General features: G+C 38.2%; 14 protein-coding genes and 1 pseudogene. 12 read left to right on the top strand and 3 right to left on the bottom strand.

The genetic code is table 11. The annotated features are described in order from the left end of the window. The 3 genes from BSAG_RS24835 to BSAG_RS25885 all read left to right on the top strand — a co-directional run. Positions 1-232: hypothetical protein (locus BSAG_RS24835; RefSeq protein WP_008997307.1), on the top strand; the 232-nt coding region annotated here is incomplete at its 5' end. A gap of 180 nt (positions 233-412) precedes the next feature. Next, positions 413-1048, top strand: coding sequence for an HU family DNA-binding protein (locus BSAG_RS21030; protein WP_004313861.1), 636 nt, complete (start codon positions 413-415; stop codon positions 1046-1048). Between the two features lie 11 nt (positions 1049-1059). Further along, positions 1060-1188 (top strand): hypothetical protein, encoded by a 129-nt coding sequence (locus tag BSAG_RS25885; RefSeq protein WP_255344231.1) that lies wholly within the window; start codon positions 1060-1062, stop codon positions 1186-1188. Between the two features lie 82 nt (positions 1189-1270). Here BSAG_RS25885 and BSAG_RS21025 read toward each other — a convergent pair whose 3' ends face one another. Beyond that, the gene (locus BSAG_RS21025; protein ID WP_008649392.1) at positions 1271-1738 is read right to left on the bottom strand and encodes a hypothetical protein; all 468 of its coding nucleotides are present in this window, start codon (positions 1736-1738) and stop codon (positions 1271-1273) included. A 337-nt stretch (positions 1739-2075) separates the two neighbouring features. On the opposite strand from BSAG_RS21025, the gene BSAG_RS21020 reads away from it, so the two are divergent. The 3 genes and pseudogenes from BSAG_RS21020 (at position 2076) to BSAG_RS21015 (ending at position 5186) form a co-directional block, all read left to right on the top strand. Continuing rightward, a complete protein-coding gene (locus BSAG_RS21020) occupies positions 2076-3095 on the top strand; it encodes a DUF2059 domain-containing protein (protein ID WP_004309559.1) in 1020 nt (339 codons plus the stop codon). Positions 3096-3273: 178 nt separating this feature from the next. Continuing rightward, positions 3274-4222 (top strand): annotated as a pseudogene (locus BSAG_RS23770) (IS1595 family transposase). After that, on the top strand, positions 4212-5186 hold the full coding sequence (locus BSAG_RS21015) for a P63C domain-containing protein (RefSeq protein WP_004313862.1): 975 nt from the start codon (positions 4212-4214) through the stop codon (positions 5184-5186). The pseudogene BSAG_RS23770 and the gene BSAG_RS21015 overlap by 11 nt, the downstream one beginning before the upstream one ends. A 57-nt stretch (positions 5187-5243) precedes the next feature. Here the strand turns inward: BSAG_RS21015 and BSAG_RS21010 are convergent, their stop codons facing one another. Beyond that, the gene (locus BSAG_RS21010) at positions 5244-5630 is read right to left on the bottom strand and encodes a lipocalin family protein (protein WP_008776013.1); all 387 of its coding nucleotides are present in this window, start codon (positions 5628-5630) and stop codon (positions 5244-5246) included. Positions 5631-6014: 384 nt separating this feature from the next. On the opposite strand from BSAG_RS21010, the gene BSAG_RS21005 reads away from it, so the two are divergent. Beyond that, a complete protein-coding gene (locus tag BSAG_RS21005) occupies positions 6015-7205 on the top strand; it encodes a TlpA disulfide reductase family protein (protein WP_008997308.1) in 1191 nt (396 codons plus the stop codon). A gap of 88 nt (positions 7206-7293) precedes the next feature. Here BSAG_RS21005 and BSAG_RS21000 read toward each other — a convergent pair whose 3' ends face one another. Then, the gene (locus tag BSAG_RS21000) at positions 7294-8361 is read right to left on the bottom strand and encodes a M20 family metallo-hydrolase (RefSeq protein WP_004313863.1); all 1068 of its coding nucleotides are present in this window, start codon (positions 8359-8361) and stop codon (positions 7294-7296) included. Positions 8362-8605: 244 nt separating this feature from the next. Here BSAG_RS21000 and BSAG_RS20995 point away from each other — a divergent pair, with 244 nt between their 5' ends. From BSAG_RS20995 to BSAG_RS20975, 5 genes are all read left to right on the top strand, one after another. Continuing rightward, entirely contained in the window at positions 8606-9151 is a 546-nt protein-coding gene (locus BSAG_RS20995; RefSeq protein WP_008642840.1) for an RNA polymerase sigma-70 factor, read from the top strand. Positions 9152-9203: 52 nt separating this feature from the next. Beyond that, complete coding sequence (locus tag BSAG_RS20990; RefSeq protein ID WP_004309565.1) at positions 9204-10193, top strand: FecR family protein; 990 nt, start codon at positions 9204-9206, stop codon at positions 10191-10193. Positions 10194-10376: 183 nt separating this feature from the next. Continuing rightward, the gene (locus tag BSAG_RS20985) at positions 10377-13658 is read left to right on the top strand and encodes a SusC/RagA family TonB-linked outer membrane protein (protein ID WP_004309566.1); all 3282 of its coding nucleotides are present in this window, start codon (positions 10377-10379) and stop codon (positions 13656-13658) included. A gap of 25 nt (positions 13659-13683) precedes the next feature. Then, a complete protein-coding gene (locus BSAG_RS20980) occupies positions 13684-15243 on the top strand; it encodes a SusD/RagB family nutrient-binding outer membrane lipoprotein (RefSeq protein WP_004313866.1) in 1560 nt (519 codons plus the stop codon). A 27-nt stretch (positions 15244-15270) separates the two neighbouring features. Continuing rightward, entirely contained in the window at positions 15271-16389 is a 1119-nt protein-coding gene (locus tag BSAG_RS20975; protein WP_004309568.1) for a glycoside hydrolase family 18, read from the top strand.

Below are 16389 nucleotides of genomic sequence, written 5' to 3' on the forward strand. Positions count from 1 at the left end.
GGTAGAAAATGGATTGCATTGGCAGTTGGATGTTACATTTAATGAAGATGATGGAAGAAAAATGATGAATTCGGCACAAAACTTTTCCACTTTAACTAAAATGGCATTGACCATTTTGAAGAATTATCAGGATGAAGACAAGAAGACTTCTGTCAATAGGAAAAGGAAGAAGGCTGGATGGAGTGATGAGTATCTAGCTAATTTGATAAACAACTTTATTAAAGCGTTTTAACTCGTGCATTTTCCCTGCTTTGACGAAGAGTTATTGTTGATTCACTTTCGTGGTTCAATCAAATGACAAGAGTGATTTACTTGGATAACAGCTGTGATTTAAATGAACCACGGTAGTGGTTTGATGATAAACTTAAAGTTTTTACATGAAATATATTCACTATCAAAACGTTAACTACTAATGGCTATACTTTACGATTGGTATGAGAATCCCGGTGAGTCCGACGATTCGGAAGAGAAAGGTTTGCATCCCCGCATTTTTTTGAATGGTAAGGTGGGAACGGATAAACTGTGCCGGATGATTCACGGACGCAGTTCGCTTTCTGTAGGTGATGTAAAAAATGCGTTCGAGATGCTTGCCCAAATTTGTGGTGAAGAACTACGTGAAGGACGCGAGGTACATATCGAGGGGCTAGGCTATTTTGCCCCTATTTTGAGGAGCACGCAAAAGGTGACCCGCAGTACTAAAAACAAATGGTCGAAGATGGAACTGAAAACAATCGGTTTCCGTCCGGATGCCCGCCTGCGGGGTGAATTAGTAGGTGTCAAAGCCAGCCGGAGTAAGTATGCGCGCCATTCGGAATCTTTGTCGGCAGTGGAGATAGATATGCGGCTGAAGGAATATTTCGCCGATCATGACGTAATGCTTCGTTATGATTTTCAGGAGGTATGCTGCATGACACGGACTACGGCGAACCGTCACCTCCGGCGATTACTGGAAGAAGGCAAATTGAAAAATATCGGCAAACGTATGCAGCCGATTTATGTGGCTGCAGCGGGTTATTACGGGGTGTCTCGTGATGTGCTTCGGCGGTAAATGGAAACGATTTGAATTGTGTAGGTGAAACCTTTGAAAGTAGGATAGAAGGGCTTTGCATGGTCGCTTTCACCCGCTTTCCTGCTCTGGATGGAGGTTTCAGGAAGAAGGTGAAAGCGGTGAAGGATGTAGTCTTATAGATGATTTACTTTCATTGTTTGATTGAATAGTAAGGCTTTTTTAGTTATCTGTTAAATTGATAATATATCTGCTTAGAGGGGATTATTTAATAGCATCGAACTTCAGTGTCCCGTTTACGTCGATAATTTTCAAAGTACGGTTACCCTTTATTCCCATATCAATGAAATTGACCTTGTATAAACCATTTCCCAATGTAGTTACTGATGTTACTTTAGATATGTCGCTTGGTCCGTCTTGCATACCTGTTCGGAAGTTCCATATCGCATATCCTTCGCCGTCATACTCGTAGTTATCTTTCAGCTGCTTTTGCAATTTGGCTGTACAATGCTTTTTTACTGCCGGAACATAATTTTTTGCTCCAAAAACGTAGTTTGCGTAGAAATCTTTGATGAACTGAATGGTTTTGGTATTGTCCACTTTAGGTGATTGTAGAATAATGGCAGTTCCATTGGCGAGAACAACCTCATTGTCGAGACAACAAGCTTGAATTTGTATGGGTTGTAGGGCAAATCCTAGATGAATGATATATAAAAATAAAATCTTTTTCATATTCGTATATTATGTATTTTGAAAGCCTTATTTAGATTTAGCGACCTATTGCAAAGATAGCGTTAATTGCGAAAAATGAACGAAGTATGTGAGAAAAAGATAATAATATCATATCAAAAGATGAAATGAATTGTTCAAAGCCATTTTGATAAGAGAGGGGGATGAATGTTATAATTAGGGATGAATAGGGGGTATTTCGTTTATCTATACATTGCAGGGCAGCCGGATAGTAGCCTCATTGATTGTACTATTCTATTAAATGATATAGATTTAATGTGTATCTTTGTAGGAAATGCAAAATAAAATATGGAATCAAAATAAATAAAATCAGATAATTATGAAAAACATTTTCCTTCCCAAAGTAATGATGTGCATAATTGCACTGTTTACTTTAATTTTACCAGCTTCTGCACAAAATACAAATGCGACAGATGAGTACAAAGAAACGTTGAAAAAGATTATGGTACTTTCCGGTGCTTCGGCTACTACGGATGACTTCTTCCAAAAAATCACATCTGTGATGAAATTAAATGCGCCGGAAAAGGATGAGGCTTATTGGAATGAGTTTTCTAAAAACTGGAAAGAGAAAATAGAAAGTAAGGTGTTTGAAATGTATATGCCTGTTTATGAGAAGCATTTAACTTTGGAAGAATTAAAAGCTGTTGCTGCATTTTATGAATCTCCCGTAGGTAAGAAATATAAAGAGGCTTCATTGATTGTTATGCGTGAGACAATGCCGTTGTTAGTGAAGCAACTCCAGACAGAGACATTCAAAGTGGTTAGATCAGAGAAAAGTGAACGAGTAAAAAGAGGTGAACAGCGGTTGAAAGAATATGAGCAAAAGAAGAAACGTGATAAAGAATTATATGCACAAGCCTATATGCTTCCAAGCGATAGTATAGTTATAGTTCCTGAAGAAGTGTATGAGAAAGCGTATGAAAATGGGATGTCTACAAGTCCTTCTTTATATTCGATTGAAAGGAGAAAGAATGATACTAAAGTGACATTTATACAACCTATTTATTGGGACTGGCAATGGTTGTATTATAGTCCGGGATTTAAGATTATCGATAAGAAAAGTGGCGATGAGTATAATGTACGAGGATATGATGGTGGAGCTCCGATAGGTAGGCTGTTGGCTGTCAAAGGATTTAATCATAAATATATTTATATCAGTCTTTTATTCCCGAAACTGAAGAAGAGTGTGAAAGAAATAGATATTCTTGAGTTGCCACACAAAAAAGATAAAGAACAGTTGCCTTCTAATGATGATGGAAAGTCTAAATCATATTTTAATATAAAGGTGAAAGATTATCAGACCATTTCCGATAAGAAAAATAAGAAGATCTATTATTAGTTTAAATGATTATCAGAATTTGAAATGATAATAGCAGGTATTGAACATGAGTGTTTACTGTTTTTGATATAAATTTAGGCAACTATACCTTGATTACACAAAATAGGAAAATTTTCCCGAATATTATTTGGATATTATGTAAATAACTACTATATTTGTGATATAAAAAAGTGTTCTTATGTTTAATAGTAGATTCACCTCCCTGTCAGATTTGCGGAAGGCTTTTCCAACAGAGCAATCCTGCATAGATTATTTGGAAGAAAGACGGTGGCATGGAAACGTAATTTCCCCATTCGATAAAACTTCCAAAGTCTACAAGTGCAAAGATAATAAATATCGTTGTAAAAACACAGGAAAATACTTCGATGTTAAAACAAAAACTATTTTTCAAGGAACAAGGATTCCTTTGATTAGTTGGTTTGAAGCAATATGGACGATTTTATCCTACAAAAAAGGTATTTCTTCCGTTCAGCTAGGAGAAAACATCAAAGTGTCACAAAAGACAGCATGGTTTATGATGCACCGAATTCGGAAAGCATTAGGAATAGACAATGACGTTGGAAGTGAAGATGAGGGTGGAGGTGGTAAATTAAGCGGAACTGTAGAGATCGATGAGACTTTTAATTGGAGGAAAGAACAAGAACAGGCATTGGAACAAGAAAGTTCCAAGAAGTCAAGGTAGGTCTTTCAAAGATAAAACGCCAGTGTTTGGATTAATACAACAAGGTGGAAGGGTGATAGCGAAGGTCGTTCCTAATACACAGGTTAAAAATCTTTCGCCATTAATCCTAAGATATGTCAAGTTAGGAAGTGATCTTTATACTGATGAATGGAATTATGGAAAGAAAGCTGATACGTTATATAATCATCAAAACGTAAACCATAAGAAAGGATTCTACGGAAAAGGGGCATTCACTACTAATCATATAGAAAACTTTTGGTCGGTAGTTAAACGAGGTGTTATCGGTGTATATCATTATTGGTCTAGGAGACACATGCAGAAATACATAGATGAATTTGTATATAGGGCAAACAATCGAGAACTTACTAATCGAGAAAAATTTGACCGACTTTTAGAGAACTTAGAGTATAGATTAACGTATAAAGAATTGATATATGGAAAATAAAGTTTTAAAAGCAAAGTTTGGCTCTGATAAAACACCATTATATTTAGGTGAATTATCTATCCCTTGTTATGTGTTAGAAGATGGAACTCGCGTATTTTCAGGGCGGGGAATCCAAAATGCAATTGGTGCAAACCCAAATTATTCGGGTACATGGCTATCTAAGTTTATTAATAGTAAACCTATATCTACTAATTTGCCTCCCGGGATTTATGATAAGTTATCTCATCCTATTAAAATTAAAAGACCCACCGCAAGTGGTTCTCAATCAGATACATACGGATATGAAGTAACATTATTGATAGACTTGTGCTATGCAATAATTGACGCTTATGATTCCCGAGTATATCAAGTAAGTGAGGAATATTACAAAGCAGCACGTATAATAACTAGAGCTGTTTCAAAAGTCGGAATCATAGCTCTTGTAGATGCAGTAACAGGCTATGATAAAGAGAAAAAAAGAGCAAAGGATGAATTGCAAAAGTTCTTAAATCAATTTTTGTCTGATGAAGCATCTAAATGGATAAAAACATTTGAGGATAGTTTTTTTGAAATGATATATAAAATGCGGGGATGGAATTGGACTATGACTAATAAAAGACCGGGAGTTGTTGGACAATGGATAAACAATATTGTTTATGAAAGAATAGCCCCATTAACTCTTTCAACTTTAAATGAGAAAAATCCTAAAAATGATAAAGGATATAGAAAAGATAAACATCATCAATTTTTTACTCAAGATATTGGTAAACCTAAACTAAAAGAATATTTAGCAAGTGTCGAAGCATTGGGAAGAGCAGCTAATTACAACTGGAATATTTTTATGGAACTTTTAGATAGGGCTTTCCCTAAACAACCACAAAAGATAATAGATGTAGAAGCAGAAGAAATAAAAGAAGATTCACCTAACGATGAATTCGACAAAGGAATAGATGATATATTAGGATATGAGCCAAAAGAGGATTGAAATAGAATGACCGGAGTTTATCGCTCCGGTCGTTTAATCAGTTGCTAAATAACATTGTTACTTTTTAGTTAGATTGAAGTAACCATCTTTTTCATTCCCTAATTTCATGTTGTTACCTGAAATGCTTATTTCATAATCTAATGTTACCTTATCATTCTTCAAAGTAATAGTACTACCTTTATATTCATAAGTAAAATTAGTACTTGTGTCCCTAGAAGTAACATTGTTGAATTTCAGAATAACTCTTTGAGTAGCCGTATTATCGGAATTGAAAGTCCACATCACTTCCATATAACTAGATATGTACTCTCCGGGAGTTTCACTTATTTCACTCCAAGAGCCTGTGATGTCTGGGTAATTTGTTTCGTCGTCATCACTTGAACACGCAGAGAACGTTAAAAACATAGCTGTAAGTAACAGCGTCATACTTAAAAACTTTTTCATAAACTTGAAATTTTATGGTTAATACTAAAAATAAAGGGTCGCCAATTTCAGCGATAACCACGCATTACAAGTATACAAGAAAGCGCAGACTATCACCCATACGCCTTCTTGGCTCACCACAAGCCACAATACATTATGGGGAAGTCTACGCCTAAAGGTTTCAACTCGCCCAATATGTATTGGTTCATTTATAGCTCGTTTAATTTCCGAGGTGGTGATTCAGAAGGCGATTGAGCTATTTTATGTCGTTACAATGATTGGAAAAGTCCAATCTTATTTGTATATTTGGTGCAAATATAACAAATAGTTTAAATGTTATAATCATAAACGTGAATTTTTTAAATATTAATGTAAACAAGGTATAGTTGCCTAAATTTATTCTATATGAGAAATCGAATTATGATTTTATGCACTTTTTGTGCTATTGCTATATTTTCTTCTGCCCAAGAGAAATTCTCTATCCGAGGTATTGCTAATGAGGAATTGAATAATCAATTGTTGTATTTATGCCTGATGGGAGATGGAGAGAAAGCCAAAGAAGTCGTTTTGGACAGTACAACAGTGGAAAAAGGTAAGTTCTCTTTTTCTGGTGTACATCAGATGCCGGATATTGCAATCATCAAGGATATGGATGGAGAAACCTATCCGTTGATTTTCGAAAAAGGAGAAATATCAGTAAATATTGCTGCGAATAAGAGAGGGGGAACGCCTTTAAATGATTCATTGAATATAGCTTTAAATCGTATGCAGCTAATAATGGATAATATGTTGAAAACATCGAATGATATTTATAAGTTAATGCTTGGGATGAAACCGGAAGTATTTTCGGATAAGATGAGGAATGATACTGTATTTAAAGCGGAATTTGATCGGAATAATAAATTATTTCTTGCACAAATGGATTCAGTATCACATTGTATAAAGGATTATAAGAATAGTATAGTGGGTGTATATCTTTTCTCCGTTGGAGGTATGATGATGCCTTTTGATGATATGAAGATTCTGATGAAAGAAGCTTCGCCTCTGTTTTCACAAAATAATTTGGTGAGAAATATTGTGGAAAAGAAGAACCAAGCAGAGCTCCGAATGAAGGCGGAACTTGAAAATAAAATGACTCCGGAACAGCGTGAAGAACAAAAGAAACGGCAGGAAATGGATGCCAAGATAAAGATTGGCGAACGTTTCCCGGATGCTAAAGTGAAAGACAATGCTGGCAACATGAAGCTCTTGTCTGATTATGTGGGTAAAGGAAAATATGTCTTGATTGACTTTTGGGCTTCATGGTGTGGACCTTGTCGGCATGAAATGCCCAATGTGAAAGCTGCTTATGAAAAATATGCTTCTAAGGGATTTGAGGTGATTAGCATATCCACAGATCGGAAACTGAAACCTTGGAGGGCTGCTGTTGAAGAACTTGGAATGAATTGGGTACAATTGTTGGATGTGGATGCTTCTGATATATATGGTATCCATGCTATACCCAGAACTTTTCTTGTAGATCCTACGGGAATTGTTATAGACAAAAATTTAAGGGGTGAAAAACTGGAGGAAGCTTTATCGAAGTTGTTTGAATAATCGTTGCTTTGTTTTTATTGTATGGGTGAATTGATAGTTGAGAAACTATATAATAGGATAACCACTATCAATTCACCAATGACTTTTATTAAATCAGAAGTCCGTCCAATAGCTCTAAATAAAGTCCGATCGCTTCTTCTATCTCTTTTAGCATGATATATTCTTCTGCCGTGTGTGAACGTGACGAACGGCCCGGACCTATTTTCACTGATGGAAAGGACATTAGTGCCTGGTCGGACAATGTTGGAGAACCAAAAGGAACGCGTCCTAACTTCATAGCTTTCTGTACAAATGGGTGTTTCTCGTCAATCCGTGAAGAATTGAGACGGAATGAACGAGCTTGGGCTTCACAGGAAATATGCTTTTTGATTTCAGCAAACAATTCTTCATTTGAGTAAAGCTCGTTACTCCGGACATCAACGATGAAAGTACATTTATCGGGAATCACATTGTGTTGTGTACCGGCATTGATGACAGTGACACTCATCTTCACGGGACCCAACAAGGGTGATTCTTTCTCAAAACGATAGTCACGGAACCAGGCAATATCATCCAATACTTTGTAAATAGCATTGTCTCCTTCATTACGCGCTGCGTGTCCTGCTTTACCTGTTGCGGTAACATCTAGTACCATTAATCCCTTCTCGGCAATGGCGGGTTGCATCTCTGTAGGTTCACCTACTATGGCGAACGAAACAGGAGGGAGCCCCTGTAATACACTCTCAATGCCATCCTTGCCTGAAATTTCTTCTTCACAAGAGGCCAGATAAATCAGATTATATTTCTGCGAAGTACGACATAGTTGCAGGAACACCTGTAATAACGAAACAACGCTGGCACCGGCATCGTTACTTCCTAATCCATAGATCTTACCGTTTTCTTCACGTGGAGTGAACGGATCTTTCCGCCAACCGTTAACAGGTTTCACTGTGTCTATGTGGGAGTTAAGTAAAATAGTCGGCTTCTTCAGATCAAACATCGGACTAAAGCACCACACATTATTTCCTTTACGTCCCGTCTGCATACCTGCCATTTCAATATAGTTTTGCAGGAAATCCGCAGCCTGGGTTTCTTCCCGGCTGATTGAAGGAATACTAATCAGTGATTTAAGCAGGCTTACAGCCTCTGTTGTCATATACGGAATATCATATTTCATAGTGCAAATCTTTTATCTATACCTTAATATTTGTACAAAGATAGTCGTTTTGTACAGTTGTTTCAAATAAAAATAATGAATTAATTCTTATCTGTTGATTATTAATTGCTTAGGTTCGAGAAGCTATTGAAATCTTTCTTTTTTTGATTCTTTTCTTATGAAAAAGGTTGTTGATAAATTATTTAATAATTAACTTTGTTGAAGGGTTTTATATTTTACTTGTTAATCTTAATGGATATACATGATGATTATCACACGAATGGAAGATAAAGTTCTTCGTTTTAAAAAGTTTTTTGATCTGAATTTCCCCAAAGTAAAAACTTTCGCATGGCAATTGTTAAAATCAGAAGAAGATGCAGAAGATATAGCTCAAGATATATTTGTTAAGCTATGGGAGAAACCGGATTTATGGTTAGAACGTGAAAAATTGGATAGTTATTTATATACAGTTGTACGAAACCATATCTATAATTTTTTGAAGCATAAGGCTGTTGAATATGACTACTTGGATGTTGCAGCAGAAAAAATGCGAATGGCGGAACTGGGATTGCCTACGCCGGATGATGAATTTTGTGCTCATGAACTTGAGCTTTTTGTTCAGATGGCTCTTGAACGCATGCCGGAACAGCGCAGGCGTGTTTTTTTAATGAGCAGAGAGGAAGGGATGACTTCACCGGAAATTGCTGAGAAGTTGAATGTTTCGGTTCGTACAGTTGAGCAACATATCTATAAAGCCCTTCAAGATCTAAAAAAAATCATTTTATTTTTATTTTTTTTCTATTTAGACTAAGTATGTATGTCTGGCAAGTTGTCTCTTATATGTAACACTTGATTTGGTATAGATGAAAAGTAAATTGGAAAAACAGCTACGCTCTTTTATTGACTTTGATTATTCAAAGCGGACAATCGACAGATTTCATCGTTGGATGATTAGTCCTGATTCTGCAGAAGAGAAAGAAATGGCGCTTCATAATTTATGGTTTAAGACGAAAGGAAAGTTTGGACACGGTATGGAGCATTCGTTTCAGCAGGTATTGGATAAAATCGGCATTGAATATACTCCAATGGTTACAAATGTAAATCGTTGGAAGTTGTGGAAATCTGTTGCGGCAGCTGCTGTTATCGTCATTCTGTCTGTGACAACTACTTTGTGGGTAAGTTATAATCATTTTGACAGGGACAATATCGCAATGGTGGAACATTATGTGAATAATGGGGCCAGAGAGACAATCAGTCTTCCGGACGGAACTACCGTATGTCTGAATTCTGGTTCATATGTATTTTATCCTGAAAATCTGGAGGGCAAGACCCGAACGGTTTATCTGATGGGAGAAGCCGAATTTAAAGTGGCAAAAAATCCGGAGAAACCTTTCATTGTGCGATCATCAAATATGGCAATAACTGCCTTGGGAACAGAGTTTAATGTGAAAGCTTATCCGGAAGAAGATATAATAACCACTTCTTTGATCGAAGGGAAAGTACGAGTGGACTGTAATGATACGATTAGTTATGTTTTAACTCCCGGATATCAGGTTGTGTATAATAAATGTACAGCTGACTGCCAAGTGCTGACTGCCAACATGAAAGATGTAACGGCATGGCAACGAGGGGAAATTGTATTTAATAAAGCCACAATTGCTGAAATTATACAGACATTGGAGCGTCATTTTGGAATTATGTTTTATGTTTCTACGAAGAAACGTAATCAGGATCGCTACAACTTTGTGTTTAAAGAAAATGCAGGGCTGGAAGAAGTTTTGGAAGTGATGCAAGTGGTTGTCGGCCAATTTGATTATCGTTTGAAAGACAATGCCTGCCATATAATTTGGTAATGAATATTTTTCTTATTATTTAACGCTCAATTTACTCCGCCTATGTAGAAAAATATCCGGAGAAGGCCCCACCTACTCCGGATATGAAATAAGTTTAGTATTAAAATGGTGTAAAAAATAGTTTACTACCTTTGTTTGACTTGAGAAAATATTATGATTTTAACACTAAAACGCTGCTAAGATATGAATTTATATCTGAAAAACATTAGAAAAAGTATATTAATAATTTGTCTGCTATTAGTAGGGTCAGCGATTTATGCTCAGAATAGTAGTAAAATAACAATAAAAAGAAAAAATATTTCACTACAGGAAGCATTGGCTGAAGTCAGGAAGTTAACCCACATGTCTATTTCTTATAATGATTCTCAACTTCCTGTGAATAGAATATCTTTAGATATTGAAAAACAACCTTTGGAGCAAGCTTTGAAAGTAATTCTTAAAGGAACAGGTTTTACATATTTGATAAAAGATAATTATATAATGATTGTGCCGGAACAAAATATCAAAAAGGCTAAAAGCAGAAATATATCCGGCAATGTTGTAGATGCGAAAGGAGAACCGTTAATCGGAGTTACAGTGATTGAAAAAGGAACAACTAACGGTGCGGTGACCGATTTGGATGGCAATTATAAAATAACAACTAAGACTGCAACGCCTGTTCTTGTTTTTTCATACGTAGGTTATCAGACAAAAGAGACTCATGCTACAGAAAATATTGTCAATATTGTTTTGGAGGATGGAGCTCAGGAACTGGGGGAAGTGGTCGTTACGGCTTTAGGAATTAAGCGTTCAGAGAAAGCATTAAGTTATAATGTTCAGAAAGTGGGCAATGATGCTGTCACTACTGTGAAGAGTGCCAATTTCATGAATTCATTGTCCGGTAAGGTTGCAGGAGTGAATATCAATGCTTCCTCAGCTGGTATGGGCGGCGCTGCCCGTGTGGTGATGCGTGGTCCGAAGTCTATCAGCCAAAGTAATCAGGCTCTTTATGTTATTGATGGTATTCCTGTGACTGGTAGAAGCCAGGGAGAATTGAAGGGGGATGCAATGATGTATGCGAATCAGCCGGGGACAGAAAGTATTGCGGATGTCAATCCGGAAGATATCGAGTCTATTTCGGTGCTTAGCGGACCGGCTGCTGCCGCTCTTTACGGTTCGGCTGCTGCTCAGGGAGTGGTTATGATTACTACTAAGAAGGGGCAAGAAGGAAAAGTGTCCGTCACGATTTCTAATAGTTCACAGTTTGCCAATCCATTTGTAATGCCAAAGTTTCAGGACCAATATGTGAATCGTCCGGGGGAGATAAAAACTTGGGGAGATAAAGCTACTTCGGAATTCGGTACTTATGAACCGGCTGATTTCTTTAATACGGGTACTAATATTCAAAACAATATTTCACTGACAGCAGGTACTAGCAAGAATCAGACATATCTTTCTGTGGGTACGACGAATGCACAAGGGATTATTCCTAATAACTCATATGATCGGTATAATTTTACGTTTCGTAATACCACCTCATTCTTGAATGATAAGATGACTTGTGATTTTAACTTTAATTATATTCGTGAGAAAGATAAAAATCTGATGGCTCAAGGTCAGTGGTTTAACCCTTTGACTTCTCTTTATCTTTTCCCGAGGGGAGAAAGTTTTGATGCAATCCGTACATTTGAGGTATATGATCCTGTTCGTAAGATATATGTGCAAAATTGGAACTATGGAGATGCTCTTAAGATGCAGAATCCTTATTGGGTGGCAAACCGTATGAATCGCACTAATGACCGGAATCGTTATATGGTGAGTGCCAGCCTGAAATATGAAATATTAGACTGGCTGAATGTTACCGGGCGTTTGCGCTGGGATGATGCTGCCACTAAGCAGGAAGATAAACGGTATGCCTCTACATTAAAGTTGTTTGCACCTTCCGATTACGGTTTTTATGGCTATGATAAGATTAATGATCAGACATTGTATGGAGACTTGATGCTTAATATCAATAAGACATTAGGGGAGAATTTTAGCATTTCTTCTAATATGGGTGCTTCATTTTCCCGTTTGAAATATGATGTTACCGGTTTTCAGGGAGGTCTGAAAGCTCCTTCTAATGTGTTTACACCGAATGCTATAGATTATGGAAACGCAACCAATGACAATCGTCCTATTTTTGAGAGCTACAAACATTATATCAATTCAATGTTTATCAGTGCCGAGTTGGGGTATAGAAGTATGCTTTACTTGACTCTGACCGGTCGTAATGATTGGGACTCAGCTTTGCATGGAACCGCACAAACATCATTCTTCTATCCTTCTGTAGGGGTATCTGCGGTTATTTCGGAAATGGCGAAGATGCCACAAATGATTAATTATTTGAAAGTACGTGCTTCGTGGGCGTCTGTCGGTTCGGCTATTGAGCCTAATCTGTCATCGGCATGGAGGTATGAATATAATCCCGCTTTGGGAACTTATAAAACAGTAACTTACAAATTTCCGAAGAAATTTTATCCGGAACGTACGGATTCATGGGAGGCAGGTGTCACTGCACGCTTGTTTGGAAATGCTTTGTCTGTTGACTTGACTGTTTACCAATCCAATACACGCAAACAGACATTGTTGCGGGATGTTACGTCTGGAGCTGCAGGTTTTAATAAGGAATATATTCAAACAGGTAATATCAGGAATCGTGGATTGGAATTATCGGTGGGATATACTAAATCCTGGGCGGATTTTACATGGAGCTCTTCATTGGCTTACAGTATGAACCGTAACAAAATAGTAGAACTGTTGGAGAATCCTAACGAGGTGGTAAGGCAGGCAGGACTTAGTGGTTGCGGAGTAGTCCTGAAAAAAGGTGGCGGTATGGGCGATATTTATACATATACTGACTTTAAGCGTGATGCTGAGGGGAATATCGCTCTTGATTCCAACGGGAATGTGATGCAGACCAACTTGTCCAATCCACAATACCGGGGTTCGGTATTGCCTAAAGGCAATCTTGGTTTTTCAAATGATTTTTCATGGAAAGGTGTGAATCTGGGATTTGTCCTGACTGCGCGCCTGGGAGGTATATGTATGTCACAGACACAGGCTATTCTGGATGAGTATGGCGTTTCAGCGGTGAGTGCTGAAGCACGAAATAATGGTGGTATAGCAGTAAATACCGGAAAAATCTCAGCCGAAGGATATTATGCGGTAGTAGGTGGAGACAACCCTATATGGTCCGAATATATTTACAGTGCGACCAATGTACGTTTACAGGAAGCTCATATTAGCTATACTTTACCTAGAAAATGGTTGAAGAGTAAAGAACTGACCTTGGGAGTGACTGCCAATAATCTGTTTATGATATACAGGAAGGCTCCGTTTGATCCGGAATCAACTGCGTCAACAGGGACTTATTATCAAGGGTTTGATTATTTTATGCAACCAAGTTTGCGTACCCTGGGATTCAACATCAAATTGAAACTTTGATATTAACTTAAAAAAAAGAAAGATGATGAAGAAAATAAATATAGTGAGAAGTTGGTTGATCGGTTCATTTGTTCTATTCGGGATTACCTCTTGTACTGCGGGGTTTGAGGATGCTAACCGTCCGGGACATGAGACTTCGTTGGAAGAGCTTGGACGAGACGACTATGCGGTTTCCTCTTTTATCACAGAGTTGCAGAACTTTGCTTTTCCTGAACAGGAGAATACTTATCAAAATACGGAAGATCTTATTGGTAATTATTTGGGGCGTTACATGACTTATGTGAAGCCGGATTTTTCGGTGAAGAATTATACTTGTTTTAATGCATCGGACGATTGGAAAATCGTACCGTGGCGGGATGTGTTTGCCAAAGCGACGTCTTCATTTAATGCTGTGGCTGTCCTCACACAAGAAGAGGGCCCCATGTATGCATTGGCATTAATTTTACGTGCGCAGTTAATGTTGCGTTTTACTGATACATACGGTCCTCTTCCTATTGGGGTGGAAGAAGATGCCAATGCTTATTCTTCTCAAGAGAAAGTGTATAGCCATCTCATAGAGACTCTGGATAAAGCAATTTCCATCATAACTCCTTTGGTGGAGACGAATCCGGGATTGGTTTTGAAAGCGGATGCGGATAAGGTGTATGGAGGTAAAATGAATCAATGGTGTAAATTTGCAAACTCGTTGAAGTTGCGTATGGCCATCCGCATGCGATTTGTCAATCAGGATGAAGCTCAGCGAATTGCTGTGGAAGCGTATAAAGCGGGAGTTATTGAACAGAACGAGGACAATTGCGCTATAACATATATTCCCAATGGACAGTATAAGACTTCTGTCGACTGGGGAGACAGTCGTGCCTGTGCCGATTTGGAAAGTTATATGAATGGTTTTGGCGACCCGCGTATTTATCAGTATTTTAAAAATACGGAAGAATATGGTAGACGTTCGGTTGTGGGTTGCCGTGCAGGTGCCAACGTGACCAATAAGGACCTTGCTATGAAAAAATATTCTGCTGCCAATATTGAGGAAGACTCAAGGGGAATGTGGATGACGGCTGCCGAGATGACATTTTGCCGGGCTGAAGGTGCGATGTTAGGTTGGGATATGGGAGGAACTCCCGGTGCGCTTTATAATCAGGCGGTTCGTTTGTCGTTTGAACAATGGGGGGTGGCCGGCCAGGAATATTACTACTTGGAAAATTCGGAAAACACACAAGAGTATTATTATGATGCTGCGGATGGATATGGAGGCAATCATGCACCTGTCAGTACAATCACGGTGAAGTGGGATGATAATGATTCCCCCGAAAGAAAAATGGAAAGGCTGATTGTACAGAAATGGATTGCTTTGTTTCCTGATGGTCAGGAAGGATGGAATGAAATACGTCGTACCGGTTATCCTTGCGTATTTCCTGTGGCTCAGTCCACCAATGGATACGATCTGGATGTGCCGAATCGTATTCCGTTTGATCCGAGAGAGATGAATGGCAATAATCAGGAAAATTATCGGAAAGCTGTTGAAATGTTAGGCGGGAAAGATGATTATGCTGCAAGGATGTGGTGGCAAAATGGCGGTAACAAGTAAGAAATCTAAATGTAAAAAACTATAAAAATGAAACGATTATATAAATATTTCTTTGGAATTTTAGGAATATCATTTGCTTTGACGGCCTGTGATGATTGGTTGGATACGGAAATTAAAGATCCTGCGAATCTGACTATATCTAATAAGGATGAGGCTTATTATGCCCGTCTGCGTGAATATAAAAAGAGTGACCATCCGGTTGCGTTCGGATGGTATGGTAACTGGACGGGAACCGGTGCTTCTTATGAGAATTCCTTAAAAGGATTGCCGGATAGTGTAGATTTTGTGTCATTGTGGGGAAACTGGAAGAATCCGTCACCTGCTATGATGGAAGATTTACGTTATGTGCAAGAAAAAAAGGGAACGAAGGTATTGTTCTGTTTCTTGGTGCTTGATATTGGCGACCAGATTACACCGCCGATGCCACAGGAGGAAATAAACAATGGTACATCTATAGAAGACTGGAGACATAAGTTCTGGGGGTGGGACTATTCACTGGAGAATCGGTTGGTTGCAGTGGAGAAATATGCGAACGCCTTGTGTGATACGATCGAAAAGTATAATTATGATGGGTTCGATTTTGATGCTGAACCGAATGTACAGCATCCGTTTCCTACCGATAAGGAACTTTGGCAAAATAACGGTCAAGTAATCGCGAAGTTTGTGGAAACGATGTCGAAGAGAGTCGGTCCGAAGTCTGGTACGGGAAAAATGCTGGTTGTGGATGGTGAACCGGATGCACTGCCTGCTGAGCTGTTTCACCATTTTGATTATCTGATTCTGCAAACGTATACAACTTATTATAAGCAAGACAACAGTCGGCTGGATGCTCGCTTCGACAAACAGTATGCCCACTTCAAAGATGTGGCGACAGCTGGAGAGATTGCGAAAAAGATTATTATCTGTGAGAATTTTGAGGATCATGCCAAGACTGGTGGGGCGGCTTTTATACTTCCTGACGGCACGGAGATAAATTCACTTAGTGGTTTTGCTTATTGGAATCCGTCGGTTGGTGGCATACAATATCGCAAAGGCGGTGTAGGAACTTACCATATGGAATATGAGTATAAAGTGAATGCACAAGGGAGCGAAACTTATCCGGCGTTGCGTAAAGCCATACAAATTCAGAATCCAAGTATTAAGTAA

The organism is Bacteroides sp. D1, assembly GCF_000157095.2.
GTDB classification, from domain to species: Bacteria; Bacteroidota; Bacteroidia; order Bacteroidales; family Bacteroidaceae; genus Bacteroides; species Bacteroides xylanisolvens.

What these genes read in the sequence shown, in the direction of transcription:
- BSAG_RS21030 (WP_004313861.1), top strand. Translation starts at nt 413, where the DNA reads ATGGCTATACTTTACGATTGGTATGAGAATCCCGGTGAGTCCGACGAT.
- BSAG_RS21025 (WP_008649392.1), bottom strand. Translation starts at nt 1,738, where the DNA reads ATGAAAAAGATTTTATTTTTATATATCATTCATCTAGGATTTGCCCTA.
- BSAG_RS21020 (WP_004309559.1), top strand. Translation starts at nt 2,076, where the DNA reads ATGAAAAACATTTTCCTTCCCAAAGTAATGATGTGCATAATTGCACTG.
- BSAG_RS21015 (WP_004313862.1), top strand. Translation starts at nt 4,212, where the DNA reads ATGGAAAATAAAGTTTTAAAAGCAAAGTTTGGCTCTGATAAAACACCA.
- BSAG_RS21010 (WP_008776013.1), bottom strand. Translation starts at nt 5,630, where the DNA reads ATGAAAAAGTTTTTAAGTATGACGCTGTTACTTACAGCTATGTTTTTA.
- BSAG_RS21005 (WP_008997308.1), top strand. Translation starts at nt 6,015, where the DNA reads ATGAGAAATCGAATTATGATTTTATGCACTTTTTGTGCTATTGCTATA.
- BSAG_RS21000 (WP_004313863.1), bottom strand. Translation starts at nt 8,361, where the DNA reads ATGAAATATGATATTCCGTATATGACAACAGAGGCTGTAAGCCTGCTT.
- BSAG_RS20995 (WP_008642840.1), top strand. Translation starts at nt 8,606, where the DNA reads ATGATTATCACACGAATGGAAGATAAAGTTCTTCGTTTTAAAAAGTTT.
- BSAG_RS20990 (WP_004309565.1), top strand. Translation starts at nt 9,204, where the DNA reads ATGAAAAGTAAATTGGAAAAACAGCTACGCTCTTTTATTGACTTTGAT.
- BSAG_RS20985 (WP_004309566.1), top strand. Translation starts at nt 10,377, where the DNA reads ATGAATTTATATCTGAAAAACATTAGAAAAAGTATATTAATAATTTGT.
- BSAG_RS20980 (WP_004313866.1), top strand. Translation starts at nt 13,684, where the DNA reads ATGAAGAAAATAAATATAGTGAGAAGTTGGTTGATCGGTTCATTTGTT.
- BSAG_RS20975 (WP_004309568.1), top strand. Translation starts at nt 15,271, where the DNA reads ATGAAACGATTATATAAATATTTCTTTGGAATTTTAGGAATATCATTT.